The sequence below is a fragment of the Bifidobacterium tissieri genome, from assembly GCF_002259645.1.
GTDB classification, from domain to species: domain Bacteria; phylum Actinomycetota; class Actinomycetes; order Actinomycetales; family Bifidobacteriaceae; genus Galliscardovia; species Galliscardovia tissieri.
Window position 1 is genome coordinate 42,280 of the sequence record NZ_MWWV01000006.1, and the last position, 17,504, is coordinate 59,783.

The following is a 17,504-nucleotide window of genomic DNA, read 5'->3' on the forward strand; positions in this document are numbered from 1 at the left end:
GATGCCTCTCCGAACTGTGAGACAGACGGCGAAAAGTGGCGGGTTTCGTCACAGCCGGTTTCTACCATCAGGAACATGGCAGAGAATATTATGCGAATCATCGACCTTCGTGGTCAGAACCTGTCCCGTGCCGAACTGCTGGCCGCGATGCCGCGTGCCGCCATGGGCACATCCGAGGCCACCGATCTGGTGCGCCCCATCCTCGAGGACGTCAAGGAGCGCGGCGCGGCCGCCCTGCGTGACTTCGAGGAGAAGTTCGATCACGTGCGTCCCGCCAATCTGCGTGTGCCCAAGGGGGCCATGCAGGAGGCCGTCAAGACGCTTGATCCCGAAGTACGTGCCGCCATCGAGGAATCCGTGCGCCGCGCCCGCGCCGTGGCTGCCAATCAGGTCCCGAAGGACTTCCACACCGATCTCGCCCCCGGTGCCCGCGTGGCCGAACGCTGGATCCCGATCCAGCGTGTGGGCCTGTACGTGCCCGGCGGCAAGGCCGTTTATCCGAGCTCGGTGATCATGAACGCCGTGCCGGCACAGGCCGCTGGCGTCGAATCGCTCGCCATCGCCACCCCGCCGGCACGCGACAACAACGAGGGTCTGCCGAACAAGACCATCCTCGCCACCTGCGCCATCCTCGGCGTGGATGAGGTGTACGCCGTCGGCGGCGCCCAGGCCATCGCCATGTTCGCCTACGGTGCCAAGGGCTCCGAGCCGCAGGACGGCGACGTGCTGTGCGATCCGGTCGATAAGATCACCGGTCCGGGCAACATCTTCGTGGCCACCGCCAAGTCCCTCGTCTCCGCGTTCGTGGGCATCGACGCGGTCGCAGGCCCCACCGAGATCGGCATCATCGCCGACAAGGACGCCAACCCGAGCCTGCTGGCCGCCGATCTCATCGGTCAGGCCGAGCACGACGAGCTCGCCGGTTCCGTGCTGTTCACCGACTCCGAGGAGCTTGCCGCCAAGGTGCAGGAGAGCCTCAACTACCGCGTGCCTCGCACCGAACACGCCGAACGCGTGCACACGTCCCTGTCCGGCACCCAGTCCGCCATCGTGCTCACCGACGGACTCGACCAGTCCATCGACGCCGCCAACGCGTACGCCGCCGAACACCTCGAGATCCAGACCGCCAACGCGGACGAGGTCGTCAAGCGCATCAAGAACGCCGGTGCCATCTTCCGCGGACCGTACTCGCCGGTCCCGCTGGGTGACTACATGTCCGGCTCCAACCACGTGCTGCCGACCGGCGGCACCGCCCGCTTCGCCGCCGGCCTCGGCGTGCACACGTTCATGAAGCCGGTCGAGGTCATCGAATACGACGAGGAGGGCCTCAAGGAGCTCGCCGCGCGCATCAACGCCTTCGCCGTCTCCGAGGATCTGCCCGCCCACGGCGAATGCGTGCTCAGTCGCTTCGTCAAGGACCCGTACGACAAGGCGACCCTGGACGCTCAGGAAAAGGAGGCCGGCCTCAAATGAGCATTCCGGCAAACCTGCCGCTGCGCAACGATCTCAAAGGGGAGGAGCCATACGGCGCTCCCCAGCTCGACGTTCCCGTCTGCCTCAATGTAAACGAGAACCCGTATCCGCCGGCACCGGACGTGGCCGACACCATCGCCGAACGCGTCCGTGAGATCGCTCCCACGCTCAACCGCTACCCGGATCGTGAGCACATCGCCCTGCGCAAGGCCTTCAGCGACTATCTCGCCAAGGAATCCGGCACCCGACTCGCCGTCGAACAGCTGTGGGCCGCCAACGGTTCCAACGAGATCATGCTGCAGCTCTTCCAGGCGTTCGGCGGTCCCGGCCGCAAGGCGCTGAGCTTCACGCCCACCTACTCCATGTACCCGGAGTACGCGCGCGACACCTTCACCGAATGGGTCACCGTGCCGCGCAACGACGACTTCACCATCAACATGGACGCCGCCATCGAGGCGATTAAGACCGTCAAGCCTGCCATGGTGCTCGTCACCAGCCCCAACAACCCCACCGGCACGCCGCTGCCGATGGACCAGACCAAGGCCCTGCTCGCCGCATGCGAGCAGGCCGACGTCGACGGCGCGGACGAAGGCGTGCATCCGATCCTCGTGGTGGACGAGGCCTACGTGGAATTCCGCACGCCCGGCGTGCCCTCCGCCGTCAGCCTGGTCAACGAGCACCCGAATCTGGCCGTCAGCCGCACCATGAGCAAGGCGTTCGCCTACGCCGGCGCACGCGTCGGATACATCGCCGCGGATCAGGGCATCATCGACTCCATGCGCATCGTGCGCATGCCGTACCACCTGAGCGCCGTCACCCAGACAGCCGCCCTCGCCGCCCTTGAACACACCGACGAACAGCTCAGCACGGTCGCGCATCTGCGCGAGACCCGCGAGGCCACCGCCGAATGGCTCTCGTCGCTCACCTACAAGGGACGCAACATCACCGTGGCACACTCGGAATCGAACTTCGTGTACTTCGGCACGTTCGACGACCGTGATTTCATCTTCAACGAGCTGCTCAAGCGCGGCGTCCTCATCCGCGACGTCGGCCCCGAAGGCTGGCTGCGCGTGTGCATGGGCACCGACGAGGAGATGGCCACGTTCCGCAGTGCGTTCCTGGAAGTGCTCGAATTGGCCCAGAAGGCCTGAAAGGAGTCACCAATCATGGCAAGAACCGCTACGATCAAGCGTGAGACCAGCGAATCCTGCATTGAACTGTCGCTGAATCTCGACGGCACGGGAAAGACGAACATCGACACCTCCGTGCCCTTCTACAATCACATGATGACCGCGCTCGGCAAGCACTCGCTCATCGACCTCGACATCAAGGCGCATGGCGACACCGATATCGATGTGCACCACACCGTCGAGGACACGGCCATCGTCTTCGGCGAGGCCCTGAAGCAGGCCCTCGGCGACAAGCGTGGCATCCGTCGTTTCGCCGACGCCACCGTGCCGCTCGACGAGGCCCTGGCCAAGGCCGTGATCGACATCTCCGGCCGTCCGTACGCCGTATGCACCGGCGAACCGGAAGGCTTTGAATACGCGATGATCGGCGGTCACTTCACCGGATCCATGGTCCGTCACGTCATGGAATCCATCGCATTTCACGCCGGACTGTGCCTGCACCTGCAGCTGATCGCCGGACGTGATCCGCACCACATCGCCGAAGCCGAATTCAAGGCCGTGGCCCGCGCGCTGCGCTTCGCCATCGAACCCGATCCGCGCATCCAGGGTCTGATCCCCAGCACCAAGGGGTCGCTATGACCGACAACAACGCCGACAACAACGCCGACAAGAACAATGACCGCGATCCCGATTCGCTCAGCGAGGAAGAGATCAACGCCGCGTTGGCCGGATTCGAAGACGAACTCAACGATCTGGACAGCGGCCTTGGCAACTTCGACGACGAGCTTCAGGGGTTGCTGGGCAACAAGGCCAAGGCCGCGGTGCTCATCACCCAGCTGAGCGCTCCCGACCTGCTCGCCGCGTTCTGCCAGCTTTCCGACATCTCCGCGCACTGCGTGGGATCGGATCAGGGAGCCGTCGCCGTGCTGCGCAACGTGGACGGTGACGGTCCCGAGTCGGCGGCACGTGACCTGACCACCGTGGTCTCCGGACTGTCGGTGGTGCTGGCGGTCAACCGTGCCGACAAACTCGAAGCCACCTTGTGGGTGAACGGCAAACCGGGCAACAAGTTCGCGCCTCCCGTGCTGTTCATGTCCACGCCGTCGTTCGTGGAGGATCTGCTGATCGGCACGAGCAATATCGACGACGTTCGCGCCGCCGGGTATCAGATCGCCGATTCCGGCGACTACGATCGTGCGGCCGCTCTGCAGGTGATCGCCAAGCATACGAAGTTCGGCCGCGGCGGTTCCACCCGGAACTCCAGCGTGAAGTGACGTTCCGCGCCTGTCTCGTACGAGCTCGTGATATGACGAACCGTGCGAGACGGGTCCGGCTAATCAGAAAGGCTTGAAATGACATCGGTAGTTGTCTTCGACTACGGATTCGGCAATGTCCGTTCCATGGTGCGCGCCCTGGCGAATCTTGACATCGATGTGACCCTGACCAGCGATTATCGACAGGCCATGGAGGCCGATGGTCTCGTGGTGCCCGGCGTGGGCGCGTTTGCGGCTTGCGTGGAGGGACTGAAGACCGTGGGCGGCGATCGCGTGGTGCATGAACGGCTCGAAGCCGGGCGTCCTGTGCTGGGCGTGTGCGTGGGCCTGCAGGTCATGTTCGAAAGCGGAGTCGAAGGAGGAACGCCCGCCGACGGCCTCGGTTACGTCGGGGGAGTGGTGGAACCGCTTGACGCCGACGTGGTGCCGCACATGGGTTGGAACACCGTGGACGCCGCCGAGGGATCGACGCTGCTGCACGGTCTGGAGCATGAGCGTTTCTACTTCGTGCATTCCTACGCCGTGTCCCACCCCACACCGGATGGGAAGAATGCGTCCGTGATCGCCGGCGACCCCGACACCAAGTTCACATGGTGTGAATACGGTCGCAGCCGTTTCGTTGCGGCAGTGGAGAAAGGGGCGCTCAGCGCCACCCAGTTCCACCCCGAAAAGTCGGCCGATGCCGGGGCGCAGCTGCTGCGCAATTGGATCGCCACGTTCTGATTGACGATCGTAATCGTCTGATCATCTGAAAGGAAAAACCATGCTTACCCTTCTTCCCGCCGTCGATGTGCGTGACGGCAAGGCCGTGCGTCTGCGTCAGGGCGAATCCGGTTCGGAAACCGATTACGGCAGCCCGCTTGAGGCCGCTCGCACCTGGGTGGAATCCGGTGCGAAATGGATTCACCTGGTGGATCTCGACGCCGCGTTCGGCACCGGCGACAACCGCGCGCAGCTGCGCGGCATCGTCGGCGAACTCGGCGACAAGGTGAACATCGAGATGAGCGGCGGCGTACGCGACGACGCCTCGCTCGACGCCGCTCTCGACGCGGGTGCCGCCCGCGTGAACATCGGCACCGCCGCACTCGAAAACCCCGAATGGACCGCCGAAGTCATTAAGAAGTACGGCGACCGTGTGGCCGTTGGACTTGACGTGCGCGGCCACACGCTGGCCGCCCGCGGATGGGTCAAGGAAGGCGGCGACCTGTTCGAGACCATGAAGTTCCTCGACTCGGTCGGATGCTCCCGCTATGTGGTCACCGACGTGGCCCGCGACGGCATGATGAGCGGCCCGAACATCGACCTGCTGCGCGAGGTGGCCGAACGCACCGACGCCAAGGTGACCGCATCCGGCGGCATCTCCAGCCTCGACGATCTGCGCGCCATCAAGACGCTTGACGGACTGGGCGTGGACTCGGCCATCCTCGGCAAGTCCCTCTACGCCCGTGCCTTCACGCTGGAGGAGGCCCTCGAGGTCGCCAACGCCTAGTACATAACCGTACATAACCAGAAAACGGGATATACGAAACCGGGGTGGATGCGTGCTGCATGCAGGCATCCACCCCGGCTCATTCTCCGGATGAATCAGACCGGATTCGGAAACCGGTGCGCCACGACTCCGTTATCGCACTGATTCCGCGGCTTGTACGCTACTTCGCACAGGGCAGATGACCGGACCTGATCTGGTCCATGAACACCTTGTAGTCCTCTTCGTTCTGATCGGCGTACTGCTTGGCGAACGTGATGATCGCATCATCGAAGTTCGTCTCCTCGCCCATGTAGCCATCGATGGCGATGGCGTCGCCGGTACGGGCATGCGCGTGCGCCAGCGCCCAGGCGCTCATGCGCGCGGTGTTGATGATGCCTTCCTTGCCGGCGTTGTCCAGATCGATCGACCCCTTGCCATTCCACAACTGGCGTACGTAATAGTCCTTGCGAAGGCCATCACGCGTGGTCATGCTCGTCCAGCCGAGCAGCACATCGGCCGTGGTCTGGATCAGCTTCTGCCCCTGCACCACGCGCTCGCCGTGCGTCGCATATCGACTGACACCGACGAAGCGTTCCAGCACCGAGGCCTCCGCCTCCTTGATCTGCAACACCAGGGCGTCGTCCACATCGCGACCGCTGAGCAGCAGCACCCATACGCGTGTGCCCACACTGCCCACGCCGACCACCTTGCGTGCCGCATCATGATAACGATGGTAGGAATCCAGCACGCGCAGACGGTCATGATACAGGTTCTCGCGATATCCCTCGAACAGCGTCTTGATCGTTTCGTCGAGCGGACCTTCGTGATCATATCCCGTGAGCTTGTCGATCGGCACGAGTTCCGGTGGCATCCAACGGAACTTCGGCTCGCCGTTCCTCATATAGGCGAATTTCTGCGCGGCATGGTTGGAATCCTTGGCCACCGCCTTGACCACCGTACGGCGCAGCGTCTTGCTGGGCATGCCGTTGCGTTCGAAGTCCTGAATCGTCCTGGCCACGTCCAGATGCGCGTACCAGATATCGAGATTGTCCATCTGTGAGAATTCGTGAATCGCCTCATGATAGGCGCGAATGCATTCGGACACCGCACGCTTCCTTGTGTCGGTGTCGAATCCTCGATCTCGCGCGCAGATCTCGACGCTGGTGACCAGACGCTTCACATCCCACTCCCACGGGCCGGGCAGGGTCTCGTCGAAATCGTTCACGTCGAACACCAGATGCTGCGTGGGGGACATGAAGATGCCGAAGTTCGCGATATGCGCATCGCCCACGCACTGGACGGGGATGCCGCTGATCGGCGTCTTTACCAGATCAGAGGCCATGATCAACGCGGTGCCGCGATAGAACGTGAACGGCGAGACGCTCATTCGCGCATACCGCAATGGGATCAATTCCTGCACACGGGCCGCCGACTGCTCCTCCAGCAGCGCGATCTTCTCCTCACGACCGGGAACCACCGTCCATGCGGCATGCGATGAGCGCGGAGCGTTGCTACGGGCAGTCAGACCGGCGGCTCGCCGGTCCTCAGGGTTGTCGGCCTGTTGCCAGTCCAGGACTATCGGCGGTCGTGTCTGTGTGCCTGTCGAATCGGCCATTGCGGTACTATCCCCAATCTTCAACATCGAAACAGCGAAACAATTCCCCCACTACAATACGCGTCTGAACGGCACGAGAATGACGGTTTGACGATCACCCCGGATTTTTCACGCCGATTACCTCGGATTTGCCACTGATTCATCTTGTGATGTGAGGAAACTCATAGTTGTTCTGATGAACAACGGCCGTTTTCCGCATCTCACGCTCGATATAGTGATTTGGTATGAGCGAAGAGCACAATGAAGTCAACGGTATGATCGGACGGGAGTCGACGGTGGTCCCTGGACGGTTCGGCGATCCGTTCGTCATCGATGACAAGCATGTACTGGTATCACGCGGTGACGGCAGAACGGTCCGGTCCCGTCCGCTGTTTCTCTGCCTGCACGGCTGGGGCGCCAACGAGGAGGACGCCGAGGACCTGATCCAGATGGTCACGCCGCTCAGCGATTACGTATCGCTGCGCGGACCGTACACGCTTGAGGAGCCCAAGGGCACATACATTCCCGGCGCCTACGCGTGGTTCCACGACAACATTCTCAGCGGCGACGATCTCGACTACGACGTCTACGCCGCGGCCAAGGCCATCGACGACTGGGTGACCACGCATGTGCCCGCCGATCGTGACGTCGTGCCATTCGGCTTTTCGCAGGGCGGCACGATTGCCGTGCACCTGCTGCGTCTCCACCCCGAACGCTATCGGGCCGCGGTCTCGTTCTCCGGCTATCTCGCCCCCGGACGCGTGCCCGGCACGGCTCCGGCCGACGATCGCCTTATCGAACTCGACCGTCCGGTGTACTACTGCTACGGCAAGAAGGAGTCCGTCGTCCCCAAATACGAACTCTACGCCTGCGCCGCATGGCTTGAGGAACATACGTGGCTCAACACCAAGAGCTACCGTGGTCTCGATCACGCGGTGAACCTCGACGAGTTCAACGACATCCGCGAATGGCTGATCACCAACGATCTCGCCTCCGGTGTCATGTGACGAAAGCGACACGCGTGACGTTCTGTTAACGAGTCGCGAAACAAACCCGTGAAACCATGTCCGTTATGGACAGACAGCAAGAGTTTGCTTTGCGCACGGTCGAGGAACGCGACGTGCGCTTTATTCGTTTGTGGTTCACCGACGTTCTCGGTACCCTCAAATCAGTGGCCATCGCCCCCGCTGAACTCGAGGCCGCGTTCGAGGAAGGGCTTGGCTTCGACGGATCGGCCATCGAGGGTCTCACCCGTGTCTCCGAAGACGACATGATCGTCAAACCCGACCCCTCCACATTCCAGATCCTGCCCTGGCGTGGCGGTCCGCAAGGTACCGCCCGCATGTTCTGCGATGTGCTCACCCCCGAAGGCGAGCCCAGCATGGGCGATCCGCGTTACGTGCTCAAGCGTACCCTCGCCAAGGCCAAGGAAAAAGGCTTTACCTTCTACATCCATCCCGAGATCGAGTTCTACCTGTTCGAGCAGCAGGACGACTGGTCGCAGGCTCCCAAGCCCGTCGATGAAGGCGGCTATTTCGATCACGTGCCGCGCAGCCCCGGCATGGACTTCCGCCGCGCCACCGTGAACATGCTCGAACAGATGGGCATCTCCGTCGAGTATTCGCATCACGAGGCAGGCCCCGGTCAGAACGAGATCGATCTGCGCTATGCCGATGCGCTCACCATGGCCGACAACATCATGACCTTCCGCACCGTGGTCAAGGAGATCTCCCTTGAACGCGGCATCCACGCGAGCTTCATGCCCAAGCCGCTCGCCGACCACCCCGGTTCCGGCATGCACACGCACCTCAGCCTCTTCGAAGGCGACGCCAACGCCTTCTACGAGGCGGGCCAGGAGTTCAACATGTCGCTCACCGCCCGTCAGTTCGCCGCCGGTATTCTCCACCATGCGGCCGAAATCACCGCCGTGTGCGACCAGTTCGTCAACTCCTACAAGCGCCTTTGGGGAGGCAACGAGGCCCCCAGCTACATCTGCTGGGGCCACAACAACCGCTCCGCCCTCCTCCGCGTGCCGCAGTACAAGCCCGGCAAGGGCAACTCCTCGCGTATGGAGTTCCGCGCCCTCGACCCCGTCACCAACCCGTACCTCGCCTACTCGCTGCTCCTCGCCGCCGGCCTCGACGGCATCGAAAAGCAGATGACCCTCGGCGAGCCCACGAGCGACGACGTCTGGGAGCTCACCGACGAGGAACGTCAGGCCATGGGCATCCAGCCCCTCCCTGACTCCCTGGACACCGCCCTCAAGATCATGTCCAAGTCCGACTTCGTCGCCGACGTACTGGGCGAGCACGTCTTCCGCTACTTCCTGCGCAACAAGCGCAAGGAGTGGGACGACTACCGTATGCAGGTCACGCCCTATGAGCTGAAGCGGTATTTGCCTCGTCTGTAGCGTCTAGAGCAACCGGCCGAAAACTGTCCGGAAGCTGAGCAGAAACTGCCCAACGTGTGCGGTATCGGTGTCGCAGAAGATGAAGGCGTACGCCGGTACGTCGATTCTTCTACAGTGCCGATAACGCTCCGTTGGGCAGTTTCTGTATGGGGCGTGGACGATAGGTGGATCAAGGCTTTCGTGAATATATCGGCCGTGTGTAGCCGATATGCATAACCGGTAACTGTGGTGAACATCACGGCATCGGAAGTGGCACGGGGATGGTGTTCGGGCCTAGGGTGGATATGTTGCATAAGGAAGAAAAAACCATTCACCTATGAGGATAGAGAGTCCCACCATGTCTTCTGATCAGACACCGGAAATCCAGGCACCGGCACAGCCGGCTCCGACCACCACTCCGGAAGCGGCCACCGCTGCGGCTGCTGCCGCCGCTACCGCCGCTGCCGCTGCAGCCACCGCGGCGGCCACCGCAGCCGACGCGGCGAACAGTGCCGCCACCACAGCGGCCACCGCCAGCGCGGCAAGCAGCGCACCCCAGCCCGCCTCATCGCCACTGACCGCAGCTCCAAAACTCGACCCGCTGTTCCCCGGTAACATCTTCGTCAGCACCGTACTCGACGCGCTCAACAGCAAGAAGACCATGACCGGTAATCTGGTGAGCAAGTACATGCAGCGCGCCATCATGGCAGGCCTGTTCGTCGGGATCTTCTTCACCGCGTTCTTCACGGTCTCCGCCACATTCGCCGCCGCCGGGCCCGGCATGGCTCTGGCCGGCAAGGTGCTGGGCGCATGCACGTTCGGATGGGCGCTCGTGCTCATCTACTACACGAATTCGGAACTGCTCACCTCGAACATGATGATCGTGTCGATCGGCGTCTACCATCATCGCATCGGCGCGCTGCGAAGCCTGTACATCCTCGGTCTGTGCCTGATCGGCAACCTGATCGGCGGATTCATCGTTGCGGTCCTCATGCGCGGATCAACCATCATCAGCGGTGACATCTTCACGGTCATGTCCACCGCCGTCGCCACCAAGACCGGATATCTGACGCAGGGATTGCCCGGCATCATCGACCTGTTCGTCCGGGGCATCTTCTGCAACTTCTGCATCAACATCGCCATGCTCATGTGCTACAACGGCAAGCTTGTCAACGACTTCACCAAGTGCATCATCATGATGGTCGCCGTGTTCGTGTTCGCCTACCTCGGATTTGAACACTCCGTGGCCGACTCCGTGCTGTTCCTCATCATGGGACTGTTCGGCGTGGGCGATCCACTCATGGAGGTCGCCACAATCATCGTTGTGATACTCGGCAACTTCGTGGGCGGCGGTCTGCTCATCGGCATCAACTTCGCCGTGATGAACGACCAGCACCACCACGGTCATGGTCATGGCTTCGGTCATGGTCACGATCTGCACAACATCGGACGCCGCTGAGCCAGACCGTCACCCATGTGGAAGACCACGGTTCGTTGTTTTCCACGTCGATCGAATAACGAACGGCCCTTTTCCAAGACCGCGTACCGCCTACGCGTATCACGGAAAAGGGCCGTTCTCATACCCGTGCCGAGCATCCGACGCCGACGGACCAACCGTTACCGCACTACTGCAGCACCTTGGTGATGCGCTTGAGACTCACCGGTTTGGGCGTGCCAAGCTCCTGCGCCCACAGGGACACATAAAACTCCTCAAGCATCCAGCGCGCATCGGTGGCCTTGCCCATCATCTCGTCATGACGGGGGCCGGCCGGCTGCTTACGCGCCTTGTCCAGCGCCTTGTCCACCAGCTGTTTCGCCTCGTCGGCCTGCCACGCCCAGTTCACATCACGCGACTTGTCTACCTTCGCCTTGTCCAGACGCAACAGATCCGCATGCAGATACCGTTCCATGGAACGCAACGCGTCCGGCGGCACACTGCCGATGAATCCCGGACACACCAGCGTGGCGATATGCTCGCGAATCGACTGCAGCACGGACAGCAACGGCAATGACGCCGGGCCCGACACCGCCTTGTCCACTTCGGCGTACCGACGCAGAATCGCGATCACATCGCGGGCCACCTGATAGACCGTATCCTCATACACCTGCATCACATCGCTCACCGCATCCGCCAGCTGCGCATCATCACGGACCGATCCCACATTCGGCAGCAGCCGTTTGACGGCGGCCAACTGCAGATCCTCCACAAGATCAGCCGTGGACGAATACGGGGCGGACGCCAGCATCAACGACTCAGAGCCCAGCCAACGCGAGGACACACGCTCGGACGGCAGTCGCAACGCATCCAGCGCCGCGCTCCACAGCATCGACGACCGTGACACCGTGGTCGCACCCGCCTTGTGCAGCAGATTCGCCGACTGCACCACCTTGCCCTGATCGGCCGCGGCAGTGGCCTGCTTTCTCACCGTGGCGCGCGCCGACTCCGCGGCCTCGGCCGCGAACCGCTGCTGCAGCTCCAGCAACGACTTGCCGGTGGCGATCACCTGCATGCGCTGCGAACGTCCGCGGCGTCCATGGCCGCCACGCCCACGACGATCCGGCACCGGCTTCTCCACGGCGAACGTCATCTTCAGATGCTTCGGCAGACGCTCCCACTGCTCGTCACCGAACACCTCGGGATGCAGCTGCGCGCCCACCACATGAATCGCCGCCTGCGTGAACACGTGTGCGAAGTCAGGCCATGCCGCCACGCCGGTCGTCTCATCCACCGGAGCGGGGGAGGGATGACCCTGTTCGCCGGAACCCGGCAGCGCATCATACCGATCGTCGATCCACGCGCGGATCGCACGAGCCGTATCCGGAGCCGGCACGAACTGCACGCGCAACGCCTTGGGCAGCGACTTGATCGTCGTGACGATCAGCTCATCCAACAGACCCGGCACGGTCCACGTGAACTGTTCCGGACTGATGCGCGACAGGAACTTCAACGGCACATGCACGGTCACGCCGTCATTGTCCGCGTTCGGATCATACACATACGTGAGCTTCAGATCGATCGGCGTGCCATCCGAGCCGAGCGTATGCCAGCGATCCGGATAATCATCCAGACTCACCTCCTCGGCGGTCTGCAGACGCTCCACCTTCGACGGATCGAAATCCAGCAGCGTCGGATCCTCATCATGATGATGACGCCACCACGACCCCAGCTTCGCCATCGACGTGATATCCGCAGGCAGACGGGCATCATAGAAATCAACCAGATCCTCATCCGTCACACGATCCGCCATATGGCGGGTACGACTCGACTCCTCGTCGGCGGCCTCCAGAACATCACGATTGTTGTCGATGAAATCGTCATACGGGAAGCGCTGCTGCACGTCACCGCCCACCAGACCCTCACGGATCAGGAAACCACGCGCCTCCACCGGATTGATCGACCCCCACAGCACCGTACGATCCTGCACGATCGGCAGGCCATACAGCAGCACCTTCGCGCTCGCCACCGCGGCGCCCTTCGACGCCGACCAGTGCGGTTCGGCATACGTGGTACGCGTCAGATTGCCAGCCAGCGGCTCCGCCCACGCCGGATCGATCGCTGCGGACGACCGCGCCCACAGACGTGACGTCTCCACCAATTCGGCCGCCATCACCCACTGGGGCGTCGACTTCGCCACCGCGGACGCGGGGAACAGCGCGAACCGGGTGCCACGCGAACCGAGATACTCGTTCCGCGACTGCTTCTGCGCACGCTTCATGGCCTTCGCACGAGCCGCACCATGCAAGCCGGCGAAATCCGACGCCTTCGGCTCACGGATCTGCTGCATTCCGATACTCGACAACAGGCCCGACAGCATGGCCTTATGAATGCCATCCGCATCCCACGAACAATTCAGCGAATGCGCCGCCTGCTGGTTGATCGGCAGCTGCCGTACCTCCAGCGGAGGACGCGACGACGGCTGCGGTTCACCCACATTAAACTTGAACTCGCGGCACATCTGCTCAAGCTGACGATACAGATCCTTCCACTGACGCATACGCGGGAAGCTCATGAACTCGGTCTTGCACAGTCGGCGCAACGCCGAATTCGACGGATCACCCTCCGCCTGGAAGAACCGATCCCAGATGTTCAGCGCCGTCAGAAAATCACTCGACGGATCCGCATACCGGTTATGAACGCGGTCCGCGTCCTCCCGCTTGTCCTCCGGGCGCTCACGCGGGTCCTGAAGGCTCAGGAACGCCACCACCACCAGAATCGCGGCCAGCGTGTTCGGCGTATCATTCGACGCCTGCACCACCATGCGCGCCAGACGCACATCGATCGGCAACCGCGCCAGCTGACGGCCGATGCGGGTAAGACGCGCATCGCCCTGCTTGCGGGAGATGGCCCGCAGTTCCACCAGATCATTGAAGCCATTGGCCACCGACTTGGTATCCGGCGGATCGATGAACCCGAAGTTCGTCACATCCGATGCGGTATGCGCCACGCCCACCGACAGCATGTGCAACACCACTGACGCCAACGCCGTACGGAGGATCTCCGGCTCGGTGAACCGGGGACGCGTCTCATAATCCGTTCGCTCATACAGACGAATGGCAATGCCATCCGCGATACGACCGCATCGACCGGCACGCTGGTCCGCGCTCGCCTGGCTGATCGGCTCGATCGGCAGACGCTGCACCTTCGCAGCCTTCGAATACCGGGAGATACGCGCCATACCCGGGTCCACCACATAGCGGATACCCGGCACCGTCAACGACGTCTCAGCCACGTTCGTCGCCAGCACAATGCGCTGATGGGCATGGGCCTCGAACACGCGATGCTGCTCCTTCGACGACAGCCTGGCGAACAACGGCAGGATCTCGATCGCATCCGGTCGGCGCATATCAACCGCACGCTGGCCGAAATGACGACGCAACGCCGTCTCGAACTCATGGATGTCGCGCTCGCCCGCGGCAAACACCAGAATGTCACGAGGGCCACGCTCATGCGAGGAATGAATCACCAGCTCGGCGCAGGCGCGGGCCACCGCCGTGGGCATATCCATATCCGCATCATCGGACTCCTCGCCGGGCAGCACATCCTCGAATCCAGGCACATGACGCATCAATGCGGGAGCCGAACCCAGCGGCTCGTACACGATCTGCACCGGATACGTGCGGCCCGACACCTCGATCACCGGCACATCTGTATGCAGCACCTTCGCAAAATGCTCCTGGAACTTCACCGAGTCGATGGTCGCCGACGTGATGATCAGCTTCAGATCACGACGTTTCGGCAACAACGCCGTCAGATAGCCAAGGAGAAAGTCGATGTTCAGACTGCGCTCATGCGCCTCATCGATGATGATCGTATCGTAGGCCGACAGCTTCGGATCCCGCTGGATCTGCGCCAGCAGAATACCATCGGTCACCACGCGCAACCGGGTCTTCGGCGAGGACTCATCCGTGAACCGCACCTGAAAGCCGACCTCGTCGCCCAGACGCACCTGCATCTCCGACGCGATGCGCTCGGCCACGGTACGCGCGGCGATACGCCTCGGCTGCGTGTGCACGATCTGATGGCCATGACTGCCCCGGCCCATTTCCAGCAGTATCTTCGGCAACTGCGTGGTCTTGCCCGAACCCGTCTGACCGGAGACGATAACCACCTGATGGCAACGAACCGCCTCGGCGATCTCGTCCTTCGCGGCACTGACCGGCAGTTCGGCTGGATATTCGAATTTCACTTGACCCTATTCCCTTATCAATCCCTTATTCAAGTAACCACGACATTCCGCAGCGTCTACGCGCGCAGCACCTCGATGACACGATATCCCTTGGAGGATGCGTATTTGCCCACAGTGAACCCATCGCCCAACTGATCGGCCAGCCACGGGATCAACGAATCCGAACCCAGATTGCGCTGCACCACCAGATACGCCTCGCCGCCATGATTCAGCCGAGGCAGATACGTCATCAGCAGCTCATGCAGTGCCTCCTTGCCGATACGGATCGGGGGATTCGACCAGATCACATCGAAACCGGCATCGGACGGAAACTCCTCCGCAAACGCATCCGGCGTCACCGCATGCACGTTCTCGCATCCATTGCGCTTCGCATTGCCCGCGGTCAACTCCAGCGCGCGCTCATTCACATCGACAGCCCACACCGTGGATTCAGGCGACTCCAAAGCCAGAGACAAAGTAATTGGACCCCAGCCGCAACCCAGATCCAGAAACACGCCATGCTCCGGCGGCTCCGGTGCATGCCTGAGCAGCACCGACGTGCCCAGATCCAAACGGGAACCGGAAAACACGCCATGACTCGTCTCCACAACGACCTCGCGTCCACGAAGCGTCACCTGCAATTCACGACGAACATCCTGCGACGACGGCGTCGAGGAAAAATACTGCTCATTATCTGCCATGCCACTTACTCCTTGATTGCTTCCTGCCTGCGTCCACGGCCGCGGACCCATCCGTATCGATCACGCCGACAATTGCCCGCATCGACTGTTCGGCGACTGTTCGGCGACTGTCCGGTCGCACCAACGCCCCATGTCTTCTCACATGATGATAATAAGAAGCCGGAATAGAGCGTACAACGAGAGGTGCCAGTGGCCAACAGCGAAATAAACGGCAGAGAACAGCAAACGGAATACCACGATCAGGGGGAGGTCGCGGAACGATTCGCCGGGACGGCCATGGCGGATCGATCGACGGCAGGCACGCCGGATGTGCTGGCCGAACATTCCGAAGTACTGCAGGACACGACTAGGGACGCGTTCGGGCCGGGCAGTGAGGAATGGGCGGAACGCGAATCCCGCAATCAGCTCAAACACGTGGTCGGACTCGGCGAACTGCAGGACGTTACCGAAGTCGAATACCGACAGGTGCGTCTTGAACGCGTCGTACTCGTCGGCGTATGGTCCAGTCTGGAAACCACGCAGGCCAAAGCCGAGGAATCCCTGCGAGAGCTTGCCGCGCTCGCCGAAACCGCCGGCGCGCAGGTGATGGATGGCCTGCTGCAGCACAGATTGCGTCCCGATTCCGCCACCTATGTGGGCTCCGGCAAGGCCAAGGAGATCGCCGGCATCGTCGCCCAGCTCGACGCCGACACCATCGTTGTCGACGCCGATCTGCCGCCATCGCAGCGACGTGGCCTTGAGGACGTGGCCAAGGTGAAAGTGGTCGATCGCACCGCCGTGATTCTCGACATCTTCGCCCAGCACGCTACCAGCCGTGAAGGCAAGGCGCAGGTGGAGCTCGCCCAGCTTGAATACATGCTGCCCCGACTGCGCGGCTGGGGTGGATCGTTGTCCCGACAGGCCGGTGGACAGGCCGCCGGCCAGGCAGGCGGCATCGGCTCCCGAGGCCCCGGCGAAACCCAGATCGAAATGGACCGTCGCGTGATCCGTACGCGCATGGCCCGACTTCGGCGGCAGATCGCCCAGATGGCACCAGCCCGTGAGGTCAAGCGCGGCTCCCGGCGTCGTCACGAACTCCCGTCCGTGGCAGTGGTCGGCTACACCAACGCCGGCAAATCCTCGCTGACCAACCGTCTTACCGGATCTGCCGAGCTGGTCGAGAACGCACTGTTCGCCACCCTTGACACTGCGGTCCGTCGTGCCCGCTCGGTCAATGGCCGCCACTATACGTTCGTCGACACTGTCGGATTCGTCCGCCGTCTGCCCACGCAGCTTATCGAGGCGTTCAAATCCACGCTGGAAGAAGTGGGGGAGTCCGACGTCATCCTCCACGTCGTCGACGGATCCCATCCCGATCCCTTCTCCCAGATCGACGCCGTCAACGACGTTCTCGCCGACATTCCCGGTGCCGAGGATATTCCCCGTATTCTCGCGTTCAACAAGATCGACATGATCGACGATGTGGCCCGCGAACGTCTGCGCCAGCTCGAGCCCACCGCGTATCTCGTCTCAGCGGCCACCGGAGAAGGAGTCGACGCCCTCCGCGACGCCGTCGAGGCGCTTCTCCCCGTCCCCGACGTTCACGTCAGCGCACTGCTTCCCTACGATGCCGGTTCGCTCGTCTCCGAAGTCCGCGAACGCGGTATGGTCGACCATATCGACTACCGGCCCGACGGCGTATACGTCGAGGCCGATGTCGACAGGCGGCTCGCCTCCCGCATCGTGGATCGTGCCATCGACGACGAGTGAAGTGACGACGAGTGATGTTCCCAGTCCTGTTCGCGAGCAATTCCCGCCCCGACTCCCGAT

The 17,504-nt window shown here is 62.4% G+C and carries 13 protein-coding genes; 10 read left to right on the forward strand and 3 right to left on the reverse strand.

The window, feature by feature from the left end:
- The first annotated feature begins 75 nt into the window (after positions 1-75).
- The 6 genes from hisD (at position 76) to priA (ending at position 5,366) form a co-directional block, all read left to right on the forward strand.
- Positions 76-1,473, forward strand: a complete 1,398-nt coding sequence (gene hisD / locus BTIS_RS05235; RefSeq protein ID WP_169713062.1) for a histidinol dehydrogenase — start codon at positions 76-78, stop codon at positions 1,471-1,473.
- On the forward strand, positions 1,470-2,624 hold the full coding sequence (locus BTIS_RS05240; protein ID WP_094663353.1) for a histidinol-phosphate transaminase: 1,155 nt from the start codon (positions 1,470-1,472) through the stop codon (positions 2,622-2,624). Before hisD ends, BTIS_RS05240 begins: the two co-directional genes overlap by 4 nt.
- 15 nt (positions 2,625-2,639) lie before the next feature.
- On the forward strand, positions 2,640-3,242 hold the full coding sequence (gene hisB, locus BTIS_RS05245; protein WP_094663355.1) for an imidazoleglycerol-phosphate dehydratase HisB: 603 nt from the start codon (positions 2,640-2,642) through the stop codon (positions 3,240-3,242).
- Positions 3,239-3,877 carry a hypothetical protein gene (locus BTIS_RS05250; protein WP_094663357.1) on the forward strand — a complete coding sequence of 213 codons (639 nt, stop codon included), beginning with the start codon at positions 3,239-3,241 and terminating at the stop codon, positions 3,875-3,877. Before hisB ends, BTIS_RS05250 begins: the two co-directional genes overlap by 4 nt.
- Positions 3,878-3,955: 78 nt before the next feature.
- Entirely contained in the window at positions 3,956-4,600 is a 645-nt protein-coding gene (gene hisH / locus BTIS_RS05255) for an imidazole glycerol phosphate synthase subunit HisH (RefSeq protein ID WP_094663359.1), read from the forward strand.
- Between the two features lie 40 nt (positions 4,601-4,640).
- On the forward strand, positions 4,641-5,366 hold the full coding sequence (gene priA, locus BTIS_RS05260) for a bifunctional 1-(5-phosphoribosyl)-5-((5-phosphoribosylamino)methylideneamino)imidazole-4-carboxamide isomerase/phosphoribosylanthranilate isomerase PriA (protein WP_094663361.1): 726 nt from the start codon (positions 4,641-4,643) through the stop codon (positions 5,364-5,366).
- Between the two features lie 160 nt (positions 5,367-5,526).
- Here priA and BTIS_RS05265 read toward each other — a convergent pair whose 3' ends face one another.
- Positions 5,527-6,960: a DUF2252 domain-containing protein gene (locus BTIS_RS05265; protein ID WP_094663363.1), complete on the reverse strand. Its 1,434-nt coding sequence runs from the start codon at positions 6,958-6,960 to the stop codon at positions 5,527-5,529.
- A gap of 224 nt (positions 6,961-7,184) precedes the next feature.
- On the opposite strand from BTIS_RS05265, the gene BTIS_RS05270 reads away from it, so the two are divergent.
- From BTIS_RS05270 to BTIS_RS05280, 3 genes are all read left to right on the forward strand, one after another.
- Positions 7,185-7,946, forward strand: a complete 762-nt coding sequence (locus tag BTIS_RS05270; protein WP_094663365.1) for an alpha/beta hydrolase — start codon at positions 7,185-7,187, stop codon at positions 7,944-7,946.
- Positions 7,947-8,011: 65 nt separating this feature from the next.
- Positions 8,012-9,349 carry a type I glutamate--ammonia ligase gene (glnA, locus tag BTIS_RS05275; RefSeq protein ID WP_094663367.1) on the forward strand — a complete coding sequence of 446 codons (1,338 nt, stop codon included), beginning with the start codon at positions 8,012-8,014 and terminating at the stop codon, positions 9,347-9,349.
- A gap of 337 nt (positions 9,350-9,686) precedes the next feature.
- Positions 9,687-10,787 carry a formate/nitrite transporter family protein gene (locus BTIS_RS05280; RefSeq protein ID WP_211279430.1) on the forward strand — a complete coding sequence of 367 codons (1,101 nt, stop codon included), beginning with the start codon at positions 9,687-9,689 and terminating at the stop codon, positions 10,785-10,787.
- A gap of 166 nt (positions 10,788-10,953) precedes the next feature.
- Here BTIS_RS05280 and hrpA read toward each other — a convergent pair whose 3' ends face one another.
- Both hrpA and BTIS_RS05290 read right to left on the reverse strand, forming a co-directional pair.
- Positions 10,954-15,015 (reverse strand): ATP-dependent RNA helicase HrpA, encoded by a 4,062-nt coding sequence (gene hrpA, locus BTIS_RS05285; protein ID WP_094663369.1) that lies wholly within the window; start codon positions 15,013-15,015, stop codon positions 10,954-10,956.
- Positions 15,016-15,071: 56 nt separating this feature from the next.
- A complete protein-coding gene (locus BTIS_RS05290) occupies positions 15,072-15,695 on the reverse strand; it encodes a class I SAM-dependent methyltransferase (protein ID WP_094663371.1) in 624 nt (207 codons plus the stop codon).
- Between the two features lie 276 nt (positions 15,696-15,971).
- On the opposite strand from BTIS_RS05290, the gene hflX reads away from it, so the two are divergent.
- Positions 15,972-17,444 carry a GTPase HflX gene (hflX, locus tag BTIS_RS05295; protein ID WP_094663724.1) on the forward strand — a complete coding sequence of 491 codons (1,473 nt, stop codon included), beginning with the start codon at positions 15,972-15,974 and terminating at the stop codon, positions 17,442-17,444.
- The last annotated feature ends 60 nt before the right edge of the window (positions 17,445-17,504 follow it).